Annotated in this window: 10 protein-coding genes; 7 read left to right on the top strand and 3 right to left on the bottom strand. The window is 67.4% G+C overall.

What is annotated here, in order from left to right:
• Positions 1-2 precede the first annotated feature (2 nt).
• The 7 genes from asnB to C1924_RS12490 all read left to right on the top strand — a co-directional run bounded on the left by asnB (position 3) and on the right by C1924_RS12490 (position 11,161).
• Entirely contained in the window at positions 3-1,946 is a 1,944-nt protein-coding gene (gene asnB, locus C1924_RS12520; RefSeq protein WP_108765598.1) for an asparagine synthase (glutamine-hydrolyzing), read from the top strand.
• Positions 1,947-2,009: 63 nt separating this feature from the next.
• Positions 2,010-2,570 carry an NAD(P)H-dependent oxidoreductase gene (locus C1924_RS12515; RefSeq protein WP_108765597.1) on the top strand — a complete coding sequence of 187 codons (561 nt, stop codon included), beginning with the start codon at positions 2,010-2,012 and terminating at the stop codon, positions 2,568-2,570.
• A gap of 226 nt (positions 2,571-2,796) precedes the next feature.
• Positions 2,797-4,227, top strand: a complete 1,431-nt coding sequence (locus C1924_RS12510) for a replicative DNA helicase (RefSeq protein ID WP_108765596.1) — start codon at positions 2,797-2,799, stop codon at positions 4,225-4,227.
• A gap of 31 nt (positions 4,228-4,258) precedes the next feature.
• Entirely contained in the window at positions 4,259-4,753 is a 495-nt protein-coding gene (locus C1924_RS12505) for a hypothetical protein (RefSeq protein WP_108765595.1), read from the top strand.
• A gap of 230 nt (positions 4,754-4,983) precedes the next feature.
• Positions 4,984-10,539: an autotransporter domain-containing protein gene (locus C1924_RS12500; RefSeq protein ID WP_159094800.1), complete on the top strand. Its 5,556-nt coding sequence runs from the start codon at positions 4,984-4,986 to the stop codon at positions 10,537-10,539.
• Between the two features lie 140 nt (positions 10,540-10,679).
• Positions 10,680-10,892 (top strand): hypothetical protein, encoded by a 213-nt coding sequence (locus C1924_RS12495; RefSeq protein WP_108765593.1) that lies wholly within the window; start codon positions 10,680-10,682, stop codon positions 10,890-10,892.
• Positions 10,889-11,161 carry a hypothetical protein gene (locus C1924_RS12490; protein WP_108765592.1) on the top strand — a complete coding sequence of 91 codons (273 nt, stop codon included), beginning with the start codon at positions 10,889-10,891 and terminating at the stop codon, positions 11,159-11,161. Before C1924_RS12495 ends, C1924_RS12490 begins: the two co-directional genes overlap by 4 nt.
• A 119-nt stretch (positions 11,162-11,280) precedes the next feature.
• Here the strand turns inward: C1924_RS12490 and lpdA are convergent, their stop codons facing one another.
• The 3 genes from lpdA to C1924_RS12475 form a co-directional block, all read right to left on the bottom strand.
• The gene (lpdA, locus tag C1924_RS12485; protein ID WP_108765591.1) at positions 11,281-12,717 is read right to left on the bottom strand and encodes a dihydrolipoyl dehydrogenase; all 1,437 of its coding nucleotides are present in this window, start codon (positions 12,715-12,717) and stop codon (positions 11,281-11,283) included.
• 63 nt (positions 12,718-12,780) lie between these two features.
• Positions 12,781-13,983, bottom strand: a complete 1,203-nt coding sequence (gene sucB / locus C1924_RS12480; protein WP_108750050.1) for a dihydrolipoyllysine-residue succinyltransferase — start codon at positions 13,981-13,983, stop codon at positions 12,781-12,783.
• A gap of 40 nt (positions 13,984-14,023) precedes the next feature.
• Positions 14,024-16,855: a 2-oxoglutarate dehydrogenase E1 component gene (locus C1924_RS12475; protein ID WP_108765590.1), complete on the bottom strand. Its 2,832-nt coding sequence runs from the start codon at positions 16,853-16,855 to the stop codon at positions 14,024-14,026.
• Positions 16,856-16,935 lie beyond the last annotated feature (80 nt).

Here is a 16,935-nt window from a genome sequence, read left to right as displayed (position 1 = left end):
GCATGTGTGGATTGGCGGGAATGTTGTTGCCGGCGGCGCAGTCGCCGGCCGAGGCGCTGCAGGCGCAGGTGCTGGCCATGGGGCAGGCGCTGCACCACCGCGGGCCGGATGACGGCGGCAGCTGGGTCGACGCCGCCGCTGGCATCGCTCTGGCGCACCGCCGCCTGAGCATCCTCGACCTTTCGCCGCTGGGCCACCAGCCGATGGCCTCGGCCGACGGCCGTTACGTGATGGCCTACAACGGCGAGGTCTACAACTTCGCCGCGCTGCGTGCCGAGCTTGAACCGCTGGGGCATACGTTCCGTGGCCATTCCGATACCGAGGTGCTGCTGGCGGCGATCCTGCAGTGGGGCGTCGAGGACACCCTGCAGCGTGCCAACGGCATGTTCGCCATAGCGTTGTGGGACCGCCAGGAGCAGTGCCTGTGGCTGGCCCGCGACCGGGTGGGCAAGAAGCCGCTGTACTACGGCTGGGCCGGCGACACGCTGGTGTTCGGTTCCGAGCTGAAGGCGCTGTGGCAGCACCCGGACTTCGACAACGACATTGATCGCGATGCACTGACCCTGCTGCTGCGCCTGGATTACATCCCGGCCCCGCACAGCATCCACCAGCGCTGCTACAAGCTGATGCCGGGCCGCGTGCTGCGCCTGGATGCGGCGATGGTGGCCGCCGGTGCCGCCGCGCACCGCCCCGAGCAGGCCCAGCGCCCGTACTGGGATGCGCGCGCGCGCATGCAGGCGGCGCTGGCCGCACCGTTCCAGGGCCGCATCGAGGAGGCCGAGGAACAGCTGGACGGCCTGCTGCGCGATGCCGTGGCGCTGCGCATGGTGGCCGACGTGCCGGTGGGCGTGTTCCTGTCCGGTGGCACCGATTCGTCGCTGGTAGCCGCGCTGATGCAGGCGCAGAGCACGCAGCCGGTGCACAGTTTCAGCATCGGCTTCAGCGGCTCGCACCATGACGAGGCGCCGCTGGCGAAAGAGCTGGCCGGCCACCTGGGTTGTGACCACACCGAGCTGTACGTGAGTGGCGCCGATGCGCTGGCGGTGGTGCCGCAGCTGCCGGCGATGTTCGACGAGCCCTTCGCCGATGCCTCGCAGGTGCCGACCGCCCTGGTAGCGCGGCTGGCGCGGCAGGGCGTGACCGTGGCCCTGTCCGGTGACGGTGGTGATGAACTGTTCTTCGGCTACACCCGCTATGTGCGCGCGCTGCGCAACTGGCAGATGCTGGGCCGCGTGCCGGCGCCGCTGCGGCGCTGGATGGGCGCGCGTGCACACCAGCAGGGCGAATCCTCGCGCACGGGCGGCCTGGCCGCGCTGCTGGCCGAGACCGGCGCGCGCGGCATCGGCGATGTCTACCGCAACCGCATCTCGCGCTGGCGTGACCCGGCGTCGGCGGTGATCGGCGCGCGCGAGGCCGGCAGCTTCTACGATCTGGCCGACCCGCTGCACGGCGCCGGTACGCCGGCCGACGCGATGATGCTGGCCGATTTTGTCAGCTACCTGCCCGACGACCTGTTGTGCAAGGTGGACCGGACCTCGATGGCGGTCAGCCTGGAAGCGCGGGCACCGCTGCTGGACTGGCGTGTGGCCGAATTCGCCTGGTCGCTGCCGCTGGCCTTCAAGCGCAGCGAGGACACCAGCAAGGTGCTGCTCAAGCGCGTGCTGGGCCGCTATGTGCCGCAGTCGATGGTGCACCGGCCCAAGCGCGGCTTCGGCGCGCCGGTGAGTGAGTGGCTGAAGGGCGACCTGCGGCCGTGGGCCGATGACCTGCTGCAGCCGGCACGGCTGGAACGCGAAGGCGTGTTGTCGGCGGCGGCGGTGCAGCCGCTGTGGCAGCAGTTCCTGGGGGGGCAGCGCAAGTGGCACACCCACCTGTGGAACGTGCTGATGTTCCAGGCCTGGCAGGACCATTGGCGGCAGGTGCGGGCGGGCGTGGCGCGCGGTTGATCTTCACCGGGGCACACCGGGCTGGCCGCTAGGCTGGCCTTTTCCCGCCAGGAGTGCCCCACCATGCCTGTTCCCACCATTGCCGTGTTCGTTGGCAGCCTGCGCAAGGAATCCTGCAACCGCAGGCTGGCCCTTGCACTGGAAAAGCTGGCCGGCGATCGCGCGCGTTTCCAGTACGTGCGCATCGACGATCTGCCGCTGTACAACCAGGATTTCGATGGCAGCTATCCGGCGCAGGGCACGCGCCTGAAGGACGAGGTCCGTGCCGCCGATGCGGTGCTGTTCGTCACCCCTGAGTACAACCGTTCCGTGCCCGGCGTGCTGAAGAACGCCATCGATATCGGCTCGCGGCCGTATGGTGACAGCGCGTTCGGCGGCAAGCCGGCGGCGGTGATCGGCGCCTCCATCGGCCAGATCGGCACGGCGGTGGCCCAGCAGCACCTTCGCAACAGCCTGGCCTTCCTGGACATGCACGTACTGGGGCAGCCGGAGGCGTTCATCCATTTCAAGGATGAACTGATCGGCGCCGATGGCACGATCCATAACGAGGGCACGCAGAAATTCCTTCAGGGCTATGTGGACCGCTTCCTGAAGCTGATTGCGGTGCACGCCAAGGGCGATTGACGCTGCCTTTGGGGTCGGAGCCCTCTGCTGCGCAGAGGGATCCGACCCCATTCTGCGGCGGGCTCTGACCCCATGCGATAATGGGTCTCCATAGGCCGGACAGGTACGTCGCACAGCGGCGGATATCCCCCGTTCGGCCACAGCTTATCCACAGGCTTGTCCATGGCCGCCGGGGTCGGCGCATGCCTACACTCGTCTGGCCTACTTTCGCAGGAAACACCGCAGCATGTCCGCCCGTCCCGGCTTCCGTTCCAACCGCAAAGAGCGCGGTGATGGCTTCGACCGCGAACGCGACGAGTCGCGCATCGATCAACTGCGCGTGCCGCCGCATTCGGTGGAAGCCGAGCAGGCGGTGCTGGGTGGCCTGATGCTGGCCCCGGAAGCCTACGACCGGGTCAACGACCAGCTGACCGAGACCGATTTCTACCGCCGCGATCACCAGATGATCTACCGGGCGATCCGCGAGCTGTCCGAGCGCGAGCGTCCGTTCGACGCGGTCACCCTGGGCGAATGGTTTGAATCGCAGGGCAAGATGGAACTGGTCGGCGATGGCGCCTACCTGATCGAGCTGGCCAGCACCACGCCCTCGGCGGCCAATATCGTCGCCTACGCCGAGATCGTGCGTGACAAGGCGGTGCTGCGGCAGCTGATCCAAGTCGGTACCGACATCGTCAATGACGGTTTCCAGCCCGAAGGTCGCGACAGCAGTGAACTGCTGGCGTCGGCCGAGAAGAGCGTGTTCGCGATCGCCGAGCAGGGTGCGCGCGGCCGCACCGACTTCGTGGCCATGCCCGGCGCGCTGAAGGACGCCTTTGAAGAACTGCGCAACCGCTTCGAGAACGGCGGCAACATCACCGGCCTGCCGACCGGTTACACCGATTTCGATGCGATGACCGCCGGCCTGCAGCCGACCGACCTGATCATCCTCGCGGCGCGCCCGGCGATGGGCAAGACCACCTTCGCGCTGAACATCGCCGAGTATGCGGCGATCAAGTCGAAGAAGGGCGTGGCGGTGTTTTCGATGGAAATGTCGGCCTCGCAGCTGGCGATGCGCCTGATTTCCTCCAACGGCCGCATCAACGCCCAGCGACTGCGTACCGGCCAGCTGGAAGACGAGGACTGGAGCCGGGTCACCAGCGCGATCAAGATGCTGAAGGAAACCAAGATCTTCATCGACGATACGCCGGGCGTGTCGCCGGAGATCCTGCGTTCCAAGTGCCGCCGCCTGAAGCGCGAGCACGACCTGGGCCTGATCGTGATCGACTACCTGCAGCTGATGAGCGTGCCGGGCAACAGCGAAAACCGCGCGACCGAAATCTCGGAAATCTCGCGATCGCTGAAGGGCCTGGCCAAGGAGCTGAACGTACCGGTCATCGCGCTTTCGCAGTTGAACCGATCGCTGGAAACGCGTACCGACAAGCGCCCGGTGATGGCCGATCTTCGCGAATCGGGCGCAATCGAGCAGGACGCGGACATGATCGTGTTCATCTACCGCGACGATTACTACAACAAGGAAAACTCGCCGGACAAGGGCCTGGCCGAGATCATCATCGGCAAGCACCGTGGTGGCCCCACCGGTTCGTGCAAGCTGAAATTCTTCGGCGAATACACCCGCTTCGACAACCTGGCCCACGACTCGGTCGGTTCGTTCGAGTGATGCCGTGCAGCGCAGGCGCGGAGATGCGTTGATGCTCATGCTCGGCAATCCCGAGGTGTTCGCACTGGAGTTCAGTCTCGACAACCCAGCCAGGGGCTATGGCCGGGCATGCTTCTGGTGCGCAGGGCAGCCCCTGGGGGCACTTGACGGCGGCGTCTATTTCGACGGCTACGTGGGCAGCTTCCTGCAGGCGCTGCTGCGGTTGCCGGCGCTGCCCAGCGCGCTTCGGACGATGTCACTGAGCCAGGCCGATGCCGCGCTGCTGCATATGTTCTCCGCCTCGGAACAGGATGCGGAAGACCCCGCTGCCGAGACCCTTTACACCAGGGCGCAGCGCCATCTGCTCAGTTGTGGCGATCTGCTTGATGACTGGAAGGTGGTGGGCTGGCGGGATGATTCCGGTCGCATCTGCCTGGCGTGGCAGCCACCGCGTTCGCGTTCCCGCCAGCGGGCGGTCCTGCCGCAGGGTGCCGTGGCGGGCGTGGCCACGGCGTTGCGTGAAGTGCTTGCGCGGGCGGTCGGCTAGCGCCAGTTTGCAGCAGGCAGGTCCGTGGCGAGAGCCCTGCGACAGGCGCTCAAGTTCCCCCGTTGCGTGCCGTTACCGCACCGGTACCAGGGGGAACCACACCGACCATGAGCCATTGCCGCACGCGCGGCGATGGACCGGCGTGTGCGCCCCCTTCATTCAAGGGGAACGGATCGATGTCGGCGGTAGCAGGGAAGAGTGGGGCGGGGCGCGTCGTCGTCTGGATGTGTGTGCTGCTGTTGCAGCTGCTGGCAGGTACGGGTGTAGCGCAGGCAGCATCGCAGGTCTGCGACGCCATCAATGCGCTGGGCACCACGACGAGCGTTATCCGGACGGTCGCACCCGGCATGTTCCTGGCAGGCGAATCGCTGGAACTCAGCTTCACCGACAATGGGGCAGGCATCGGCGGATCGCCGGCCTCTGCCGAAATGGTCAATCTCCGCAGCCAGAATGTCGCTCAGGTGGCCTACGACTACCGCAGCCATACCGGTTCTGCGGGGCCACACAGCGCAACCGTTCCCAGCAGCTTCCTCGTGGCCAGCGGCCTTTACATGCGGATCGCCACGGGCACCTACATCAGTCCGGTCCAGATCCGCTGCATCACCGCCGCTGCGCAGCCCCTGCAACTGGCACCGCCCGCCGTGCAGCAGCTCACCGTCGGTAGCGAGGTGGATTTCAACCTGAGCGCCAGCGGCGGCACGTTGCCGTACACGTTCAGCGTCCGCGACGGCACGCTGCCTGCTGGGCTGCTGCTGGAAACCGACGGTCGGCTGCATGGCACGCCGCAGTCCGCTGGCGCGTTCGGCGTCACCGTGCAGGTCACCGATGCAGCGAACGCAAGCGCCCACGAGCCGCTGTCAGGCAACATCGCGGCCATCGCGCCCGATGCGCCCACCGCGGTGGTAGCCGTGGCCGGCGATGGCCAGGCCGAGGTGAGCTTCACCGCACCTGCGCAGACCGGCGGTATGCCCATCCTGCAGTACGCGGTGATGGCATCCACCGGCTTCATCGCCGTGGGTGCCCAGTCGCCGATCCTGGTGACCGGCCTGGCCAATGGCACGCCGGTGCAGTTCCAGGTCATCGCGCACAATGGCAGCCGCACCAGCCCGGCGTCGCAGGCGAGTGCGCCGGTTACGCCGATGAGCGCGCAGACGATCCAGTTCGACGCCCCTGGTGACCAGCCGCTCGGGTCGCTTCTGGCGCTGAACGCCACGGCCAGCAGCGGCCTGGTCGTCGTGTTTGAAAGCCTGACCCCGCTGACCTGTGCGCTGGAAGGGCCGAGCAGCCTGCGCCTGTCCGCGCTGGGCACCTGTACGGTGCGCGCGCTGCAGCCCGGCAATGGCGGTACGCGCGCCGCACAGCCGGTGGAGCAGAGCGTCACTGTGCTGGCAGTGCAGGCGTCGGCGCCGACACTGCGCCGCGTCGAGCGCGTGGGTGCGACCAGCGTGGACGTGTACTTCGATGTCCCCAGCAGCGATGGCGGCAGCCCGATTCTCAGCTATGAAGTGGTGACGCGGTCGACGCGTGCCGTGGTCAATGGTGCATCCAGCCCGGTGCGGGTGACCCGCCTGCAGCCCGGCCTGACCTACACCTTCGCGGTGCGCGCGCGTACGGCGACGGGCCCAGGACTGTTTTCGGCCGAGTCCGACGCGGTGACGATGCCGACGGTGCCGCGCCTGACCGGCCTGCAGGTGCCGGCCGCCGGTCGCTACCTGGCCGGTGCCACCCTTGAGTTCCACCTGCAGCTGGACCAGCCGGTGGTCGTGCAGGGCGTGCCGGAGCTGCAGTTGTCCATCGGCGGCCAGCACGTGGCGGCCCAGTACCGCTCCGGTTCGGGCAGCAACCAGCTGCTCTTCAGCTACACCGTGTTGCCAGGCCAGTCCGACGAGGACGGCATCGGCATCGACGGTCTGCAGCTGGCAGGTGGCAGCCTCCGCAACATCGATGACGTCGATGCAGTGTTGACGCTGGCGGGTGTGGGATCCACGGGCGGCATCCTGGTGGGGGCGCAGCCGGCCGGTGCGCCGTCCATCACCGATGTGGTGGCAGGCGATGGTGCAGCGACGCTGCAGTTCGCCGCGCCTGCGCAGGATGGCGGCAGCCCGGTGCTGGATTACCTGATGACCGCCCAGCCAGGTGGATTGCAGCAGCAGGCCACCACCTCGCCCGCCGTGTTCAATGGCCTGCAGAATGGCACCGCGTACCGCTTCACGGTCACCGCGCGCACGCAGGCGGGATTGGGCGCGGCGTCCACCGCGTCGGGCGAGGTGGTGCCCATGGCGCAGCAGCTGATCCAGTTCGCGCCGCTGGATGCACAGCCCTTCGGCAGCACGCCGCAGGTGCTTGTCAGCGCGAGCAGCGGCCTGCCGGTGGCCTTGGCCAGCAGCACGCCGCAGGTCTGCAGCATCAGCGCCGATGGCCGGGTGACACTGCTGGCCATCGGCACCTGCAGCATCGACGCCGACCAGCCGGGCGATGCCGCGACCCAGCCCGCACCACGTGTCAGCCGCGCGTTCGCGGTGCAGGCGGTGGTGCCCGGCGCGCCCCGCATCACGGCGGTCGCGCTTGTGGCCGGCAGCGTGGAGGTGAGCTTCCAGGCCCCGGCGTTCGATGGCGGCAGTGCCGTCGACAGCTACCTGCTGCAGGCATTGCCGGGTGGCCTGCGCGTGCGCGGCAGCGGCAGTCCGCTGCGTATCGACGGGCTGCCGGCCGGTATCGCACATCGCTTCGTGGTGACCGCCTTCAACGCGGCAGGTGCCGGCCAGGGATCGGTGCCGTCCGAAGCCCTCACCGTGCAGGACGCTCCGTCGGTGACCGGCGTGCAGGTGCCCGCCGAGGGGCGGTACCTGGCCGGGCAGGTGCTGTCGTTTGCCGTGCAGTTCGACCAGGCCCTGCAGGTGGGGGCCGCACCGCAGCTGCTGCTGCGGATCGGCAGCCTGGGCCGTGTTGCGCTGCTGGCGGCACACGAAACAAACGCGCAGGGCAGCATGCTGCGCTTCCAGTACACGCTGCAGGCCGACGATCGCGATGAGAATGGCATCGCGGTGGAGTCGCTGCAGGCCGCTGCGGGCAGCCTGCGCAATGCGCAGGGTACCGATGCGCGCACTGTGCTGGCCAACGTGGGAGCGACCACCGGCATCCGTGTCGGCGCCGATCTGCCCTCGGCGCCCGCCAACGTGCGGGGCGTGGCTGGTGATGGACAGGTGCAGGTGCATTTCGATGCGGCACAGCCCGGCAGCGGCGCCATCGTCGATTACACCGTGACCGCGCAGCCGGGCGGCATCACCGCAACGGGCACGACGTCGCCGATCACCGTGCGCGGCCTGGTCAATGGCAGTGCCTATCGCTTCGTGGTGGTCGCACGCAGTGCGTTCGGCACAGGCGTCGCATCGGCGGCTTCGGCCGCCGTGGTGCCGGTGCCGGACCTGTCGGTGACCGATTCCAGCGCCGCAGTGGCTTACGGTGCGACGGCCGTGGTGCTGCCACTGGCGGTGGACGGCGTAGCCGACCAGCTCCAGGTGACCGCAGGCCCGCAGCATGGCCGGGTGGACGTGCAGGGCACGACGCTGCGCTATACCCCGGCCGCAGGCTATGCCGGCACTGACCGCATCACCTATACCGTCAGCGATGCATTCCGCACCTCGGCACCGGCCACGATCACGATCATCGTCGGCACGCCGACCGTAACGCTGCAGTCGGCCGTGTTGCCGCAGGGCGTGGCGGGCACACCGCTGGACGCGCAGCTGTCCGCCACTGGAGGTGCAGCCCCGTACGCCTACGCGATCGTCGCCGGCCAACTGCCGACGGGTGTCAGCCTTGACCGCAGTGGGCGCCTGGCGGGTGCGCCGATGGTGGCCGGTCGATTCGAGATCGAGGTCGAGGTGAGTGACAGCAGCTCCGGCAGCGGTCCCTTCCGTGCGCGCCGGGCGTTCGTGCTGGATGTGGTGGCCCCGCAGATTGAAGAAGATGCGGCGCCGCTGCCGCCGGCCACCCAGGCCGGCCCGGTCAGCCTGCGCCTGCAGGCACGCGGCGGCACCGCGCCGTACGCGTTCCGTCTGCTGTCCGGCGCGCTGCCGCCGGGCGTGCTGCTGTCGAGCGATGGCCAGCTGCAGGGCGTTGCGACGCGGGCCGGCGTGTTCGATTTCGATGTGGAGGTCAGTGATACCTACGGATTCACCGGCGTTGCGCGCTACCAGCTGCAGGTTGCTCAAGCTGCGCAGGCGATCACCGGTTTTGCCGTGAACCCGGCAACGCCGGTCTACAGCGAGGGCGGTGCTTTCGAGGTCTCCGCACAGGGCGGCGCCTCGGGCCAGCCGTTGCGTTTTGGCAGCAGCAGCCCCGCCGTCTGCAGTGTCAACGGCAGCCGCGTGGCCATGCTGGCGGCAGGCCGCTGCGTGCTGACCGTGGACCAGGACGGTGACGCCAACCACGAAGCGGCCCCACAGCTGCAACACGTCGTCGAGATCGCGCTGGCCGTACCCACCCTCGTGTGGAGTGCGGACCTGCAGCGACTGCTGGAACAGGGTAGTTTCGAGCTGCCGCTGCCGACCAGTGCCAGCCCGGGCACCTTCAGCTTCCACAGCAGCGACACCGCAGTGGCCAGCATCGAGGGGCGCACCGTGCACGTGCATGGGGAAGGCCGTGTCGTGATCACGGCCGAGCAGGCCGCTGCGGGCGGCTATGCCGCGGCCCGTGTCGACCTGACCCTGGTGGTGACGGTGCGCCCGGACCCGACCCGCGATCCGGGCGTGACCGGACTGCTGCAGGCCCAGGTCGATGCCAGCGTGCGCTTCGCCAACGCGCAGCAGGCCAACATCCGCGATCGCCTGCGTCAGGTGCGTGCGGGCGGCAACGCTGACAGCAACACGCTGTCGGTGTCGACCGGTGCGCGGGGCCCGGATGCGGCGTCGCTTCCGCTGGGCCAGGCCGTGGCACGCGACGGCCCGCTGCTGCCGGCGGGGTGGGGCACCTGGGCTTCGGGAACGGCCACCTACGGTCGCGGCGGGCCGACGGGGGCAGGGCGGTACGATCTGCGCAGCGACGGCCTGACCGTGGGCGTGGATCGTCGCCTTGGCGAGAACGCGCTGTGGGGCGTGGCCGGCAGCGTCGGCCGCAACGACAGCGAGCAGGGTGATGCGCGCACGCGCCTGCAGGCCGATCAGCGTTCGCTGGCGGTGTACGGGCTGTGGCGTGGCAACGCGCACGTGTTCGTCGACGCGGTGCTGGCCACGGGCGATCTGCGCTTCGACCTGCAGCGCTGGAGCCGCGATGCCAACGCGATGGCGACGGCCCGGCGCGAAGGTTCGCAGTGGTTCGGTTCGCTGTCGCTGGGCTATGAGCAGGTGCTGTCCGGAATGCGCATGAGTGGCTACGCGCGCATGGATGGCAGCCGCAGCACGCTTGATGCCTATCGTGAGCAGGGCCTGGGCGAGTTGGATCTGGCCTATGGCCGCCACGTGGTCGACAGCCGCGCGCTGGCGTTCGGTCTGGAAGGCAGCGCGGTGCAGACGGATGAGGCGCGCCTGCGTCCGTTCTGGAACATCGAGTACCGGCAGGCCCTGCAGGACCGGGGCGAGGCAACGCTGAACTACGCCGAGTGGGCGCGTCCGCAGGACTACCGCTTGGCGATGCGCAGTTACAACGATGACCTGCTGTCGTTGTCGGCTGGCGTGGACGTGTTGATCGCACGCGGCTGGATCCTGTCGCTGCTGCTGGGCCATGAACAGGCCCGCGGCAGTGATCGTTCCAGCAGCGTCGGCCTGCGTCTGAGCAACGGCAGCCGCTGAGCAGGAAGCGCCGGGCAATGCCCGGCGGCTTTCCCGGGTTTCATCGCCCCCTGCCGGGTTTCGTCGCAAACCGTTTGCGGCGCGCGCGGTGGGGCGGCACGGTGGTCACAGGCGGCAGGGTGCCGCCCAAGGAGACCGTCATGAAGACCCTGTTCGCGCTGGGCGTGTGGTGCCTGCTGTTCGTGCTGTGCTGGCCGTTGGGGCTGCTGGCGCTGATCGCCTGGCCGTTCGTCTGGCTGCTGAGCCTGCCGTTCCGCCTGGTCGGGATCACGTTCTCGGCGCTGTTCGCGTTCCTGCGCGCGCTGTTCATGCTGCCGGCGCGGCTGCTGGGCGGCCGGGCGGTGGCAGCATGAAGGCGTTGCTGATGGTCGGGTTGGCCCTGCTGGCAGGCCCGGCACTGGCCGAACCGCCGCCATCGGCGCCGCCCACGCCTTCATCGGCGTGGCTGGAACGGCAGCAGGTGGCCGGCGCCGATGAGGCGGATGCGGCGGCGGCGAAGGCTGCGGAGGCCGGCGGTGCCAAGCCGCGTTGCCGAGTGGCCAAGGAGTGGAAAGTGGGTGGCACGGTGGTCAAGCACACCCTGTGCGATGACCCGCCGAAGAAGCCGGCTGGAAAGGTGTAGAGCCGGGCCCATGCTCGGCTCTGAATGAAAACGGACAACAAAAAACCCCGCCGAAGCGGGGTTTTCTGTTTGCAGTTCAGTGCCGACCAACGGTCGGCACCCACCACGAAGGCAAACGATCAGTTCGCCTTGTGGATGGCGCGCTTGCTGACGGCCATGGCGGCGTCATGCACGACTTCCGACAGCGACGGGTGGGCGTGGCAGATGCGCGCCAGATCGTCGGCCGAGCCGCTGAACTCCATGGTCAGCACACCTTCGTGCACCAGCTCGGAGACGTTGGCACCGACCAGGTGCATGCCCAGGATGCGGTCGGTTTCAGCGTGTGCCAGCACCTTCACGAAGCCTGCCGGTTCGATCATCGCCACGGCACGGCCGTTGGCGGCGAACGGGAAGCTGCCGGCCTTGTACGGGATGCCCTCGGCCTTCAGCTGCGCTTCGGTTTTGCCGACCCAGGCCAGTTCCGGCTCGGTGTAGATGACCCACGGGATGGTGTCGAAGTTGACGTGGCCCGGCAGGCCGGCGATCAGTTCGGCAACCGCGATGCCTTCCTCGAAGCCCTTGTGCGCCAGCATCGGGCCGCGCACGCAGTCACCGACCGCCCAGACGCCGTTGACGCCGGTGTGGCAGTGCGCGTCGACTTCGATCTGGCCACGCTCGTTGACCTTGACGCCGGTGCCTTCAGCCAGCAGGCCCTTGGTGGCGGCGCGACGGCCGACGGCCACCAGCAGCTTGTCCACGGTCAGGGTCTTCTCGCCTTCGCTGTCGGTGTAGGTGACAACGACTTCCTTCTTCTTGCCCTTGCCGGTGATCTCGGTCTTGGAGACCTTGGCACCCAGGCGGATGTCCAGACCCTGCTTCTTGAATTCCTTGGCAGCGGTCTTGGCCACTTCGGCGTCGGCCACGGCCAGGAACTCCGGCAGTGCTTCCAGGATGGTGACTTCAGCGCCCAGGCGCTTCCACACGCTGCCCAGTTCCAGGCCGATGACACCGGCGCCGATCACGGCCAGGCGGTTCGGCACTTCGGTGAAGTCCAGGCCGCCGACGTTGTCGACGATGGTCTCGCCGTCGAACTTGGCGAACGGCAGTTCGATCGAATCCGAACCGGCGGCGATGATGACGTTGGTGCCCTTCAGTTCAACTTCCGAACCGTCGTGCTGCTTCACCTTGACCACGTTGCCCGGCTGCAGTTCACCGAAACCGTAGTAGGTGGCGACCTTGTTGGCCTTGAACAGCATGGCGATGCCGCCGGTGAACTGCTTGACGATCTTGTCCTTGCGGCCAACCATCGCTTCGACGTCGATCTTGGCATCCTTGAAGCTGATGCCGTGGTCGCCAAAGATGTGGCCCATGTTCCAGAACTGGCGCGAGGAATCCAGCAGCGCCTTGGACGGGATGCAGCCCACGCGCAGGCAGGTGCCGCCCAGGGCCGGCTTGCCGTCCTTGCCCAGCGCTGCGTCGATGCAGGCGGTCTTCAGGCCCAGCTGTGCCGCGCGGATGGCAGCGTGGTAACCGGCCGGGCCGGCACCGATGACGACGACGTCGAATTGTTCAGCCATTGAAATAGTCCTTGTTGCTATACCAGAACCCCTCCGCGCAGGCGCGGAGGGGCGGGAGGTCTCTTACAGGCCGAACAGCATGCGGCCCGGGTTTTCCAGCTGGTTCTTGATGTCCACCAGGAACTGCACCGAGTCCTTGCCATCGATGATGCGATGGTCGTAGGACAGCGCCAGGTACATCATCGGCGCGATCACGACCTGGCCGTTCTGGGCGATCGGACGCTCCTTGATGGCGTGCATGCCCAGGATGGCGCTCTGCGGCGGGTTGATGATCGGGGTCGACAGCAGCGAACCGAAGGTGCCGCCGTTGGTCACGGTGAAGGTACCGCCCTGCAGTTCGTCCAGGCCCAGCTTGCCGTCACGCGCCTTCTTGGCGTAGTCGGCGATGGTCTTTTCGATGTCGGCGAACGACATGCGCTCGACGTTGCGCAGGACCGGGGTAACCAGGCCCTTCTCGGTGGACACGGCGATCGAGATGTCCGAGTAGCCGTGGTAGATGATGTCGTCGCCGTCGATCGAGGCGTTGACCAGCGGGAAGCGCTGCAGGGCGTTGGCAGCGGCCTTCACGAAGAAGCTCATGAAGCCCAGCTTGATGCCGTGTGCCTTGACGAACTCGTCCTGCAGTTCCTTGCGCGCGGCCGACACCTTGGACAGGTCGACTTCGTTGAAGGTGGTCAGCATGGCGGTGGAGTTCTTCGACTCCATCAGGCGCTCGGCGATGCGCTTGCGGATGCGGGTCATCGGCACGCGTTCTTCCGGACGTGCGCCACCGGCCTTGCCGGCGCCGCCGTTGCGGGCGAAGTTGACGATGTCTTCCTTGGTGACCGCGCCGCGACGGCCGGTGCCGTCGACGTCAGCCGGGTTCACGCCTTCGGTGATGGCGGTGAAGCGGGCGCCCGGGGGCAGGCTGTCGGCAGCCGACTTGGCAGCCGGGGCCGGCGCAGCAGCGGCTGCCGGAGCAGCAGCGGCCGGGGCAGCGGCTGCCGCCGGAGCGGCTTCAGCGGCCGGAGCCGGGGCAGCAGCCACGGCGCCTTCTTCGATGATCGCCACGACCTGGCTGGAGGTCACGGTGTCGCCTTCCTTGAACTTGATCTCCTTGATCACGCCGTCGACCGGCGACGGCACTTCCAGGACGACCTTGTCGGTTTCCAGGTCAAGCAGGTTTTCGTCGCGCTTGACGGCGTCGCCCACCTTCTTGTGCCAGGTGGCGATGGTGCCGTCGGCGACGGATTCGGGCAGTACCGGGGCTTTGACTTCGGTGGCCATTGCGGGAGCTTCCTGGTTTGTCTTCTAAATAGGGGGAGGGTTATTCAGCGAACGTGTCGTTGAACGGGTTGACCAGTGCATCGGCGATCAGCTGCTGCTGTTCGCGGACGTGGTCAGCCATGTGGCCGGCAGCCGGCGAAGCCGAGCGCGCGCGACCGGCGTAGTGCAGGTTCTGGCCATCTGCCAGGCAGAACTGCAGGTGGTGGCGGATCTGGTACCACGCACCCTGGTTCTGCGGTTCTTCCTGCGTCCACACCACGTCGGTGGCATTGCCGTACTTCTTCAGTTCGGCGGCCAGCAGCGCACGCGGGAACGGGTACAGCTGTTCCACGCGGATGATCGCCACGTCGTCCTGGCCACGCTTGGTCTGGTCTTCCAGCAGGTCGTAGTAGACCTTGCCCGAGCACAGCACCACGCGCTTGACCTTCTTCGCATCGGCATTGGCATCGCCGATCAGATGCTGGAACTCGCCGTTGGCCAGTTCGTCCAGGGTCGACACGGCCAGCTTGTGGCGCAGCAGCGACTTGGGCGACATCACCACCAGCGGCTTGCGGGTGGTCAGGTGCAGCTGGCGTCGCAGCATGTGGAAAGCCTGTGCCGGGGTGGACGGCACCACGACCAGCATGTTTTCCAGCGCGCACAGCTGCAGGAAGCGCTCAAGGCGCGCCGAGCTGTGTTCCGGGCCTTGCCCTTCATAGCCGTGCGGCAGCAGCAGGGTCAGGCCGGAAATACGGCCCCACTTGGCTTCACCGGCAGCGATGAACTGGTCGATCACCACCTGGGCGCCGTTGGCGAAGTCGCCGAACTGGCCTTCCCAGATGCACAGGGTGTTGGGATCGGTGGTCGAGAAACCGTACTCGTAGGCCATCACCGCTTCTTCGCTGAGCAGCGAATCGATGATGGTGGCCTTCTCCGGCGAATCCACCAGCTGCCGCAGCGGCAGGTAGTAGTTGTCGGTCTTCTGGTCGTGCAGGATCGCGTGGCGGTGGGTGAAGGTGCCGCGGCCGACGTCCTGGCCGACCAGGCGCAGGGCACTGCCCTCGTCCAGCAGGGTGGCGTAGGCCAGGTTCTCGGCAAAGCCCCAGTCGCCCGGGATCTCGCCGGCGGCCATCCTGCGACGGTCGTCGTAGACCTTGGAGACGCGGGAGTGCAGCTGCACTTCTTCCGGCACGGTGTTGATCAGCTTGGCCAGTTCGACCAGCTTGTCCTTGTCCACCTTGGTGGAAATCTCATCGGACAGCTTGCCTTCCAGCAGCTTCGGCCAATCGACGAACAGCGGGCTGGTCGGCGGGGTCTTCTCGACCTTGGCCAGTTCGGTGGTCACTTCGCCACCGTCCAGCTTGTCACGGTAGGCATCGACCATCGCCTTGCCGGCGCCGGCGGCGATCACGCCTGCCTTTTCCAGCTGCTCGGCGTACAGCTCGCGGGTGGTCGGGTGCTTGCGGATCACCTGGTACATCAGCGGCTGGGTGATCGCCGGTTCGTCGGCCTCGTTGTGGCCCCAGCGGCGGTAGCACATCAGATCGATGACCACGTCCTTGGCGAACTTCTGGCGGAACTCGAAGGCCAGCTGTGCAGCGAACACGACGGCTTCCGGGTCATCGCCGTTCACGTGCAGCACCGGGGCGGCGATCATCTTCGCAACGTCGGTGGCATAACGCGTGGAGCGCGTATCCAGCGGGTTGGAGGTGGTGAAGCCGACCTGGTTGTTGACCACGATGTGCACGGTGCCGCCGACGGCGAAGCCGCGGGCCTGTGACATCTGGAACAGCTCCATGACCACGCCCTGGCCGGAGAAGGCCGCGTCGCCGTGGATGAGGATCGGCATGACCTGCTTGCGGGCGGTGTCCTTGCGGCGCTCCTGGCGCGAACGCACGGAACCGGCCACGACCGGGTCGGCGATTTCCAGGTGCGACGGGTTGAACGCCAGTGCCAGATGCACCGGGCCACCTTCGGTGGCCACGTCGGCGGAGAAGCCCATGTGGTACTTCACGTCGCCGGCCGAGGCGTGCTCGTCGTGCTCGAACTTGCCTTCAAATTCGTCGAACAGCTTGCGCGGGTTCTTGCCGAGGGTGTTGACCAGCACGTTCAGGCGGCCACGGTGGGCCATGCCGACGACCACGTCCTTGACGCCGTCCTTGCCGGCGCTGCGGATGATGGTGTCCATCATCGGGATCAGCGAGTCGCCGCCTTCCAGCGAGAAGCGCTTCTGGCCGACGTACTTGGTGTGCAGGTAACGCTCGAGGCCTTCGGCGGCGGTCAGGCGTTCCAGCGTGCGGCGCTGGGTGTCAGCGTCCAGCTGGTAGTTGCCACCGGCCAGTTCCAGCTTCTTGTAGATCCACTGGCGCTGCTCGACTTCGGCGATGTGCATGAACTCTGCACCGATCGAACCGGTGTAGGTCGCCTTCAGGCGCGCCAGCAGGTCACGCAGCTTCATGCGCGGCTGGCCGCCGACGCCGCCGGTGCTGAACTCGCTGTTGAGATCGCCGTCGGACAGGCTGTGGAACGGCAGGCCCAGGTCCGGGGTGTTGACCGGCGTGGTCAGGCCCAGCGGGTCCAGGCGGGCATCGAGGTGGCCGCGCGAACGGTAGGCGGTGATCAGACGACCGACATTGCGCTCACGCTCGTCGCCCGCACCAGTGCCGGTGCCAGCTTTCAGCGCATCCTTGGCCGCGTCCGCAATGTGGGAGATGACGGCCGAGTGCGGAATGTCGCCTGCTTCACGGCCCTTGAAGCCGTCGAAGTAGGTCTTCCATTTGGGATCGACACTATCCGGGGAGACCAGGTACTGCTCGTACAGGTCCTCGACATAGGAGGCGTTGCCGCCGGCGAGTTGCGAAGATTGCGCAAACTGCTTCAGTTGATTGTCCACGATGGAGGGTGTTGATTCGCTTTGTGGGGTATGGCTTCAGAAGGACCCTGCAGGAAGATGAATAGCCCTGCACGGGCGCG

Source organism: Stenotrophomonas sp. ESTM1D_MKCIP4_1, assembly GCF_003086895.1.
Classification (GTDB): Bacteria; Pseudomonadota; Gammaproteobacteria; order Xanthomonadales; family Xanthomonadaceae; genus Stenotrophomonas.
The sequence above is the reverse complement of the archived record's forward strand: the minus strand, read 5'-3'. Positions and strand labels throughout refer to the sequence as shown.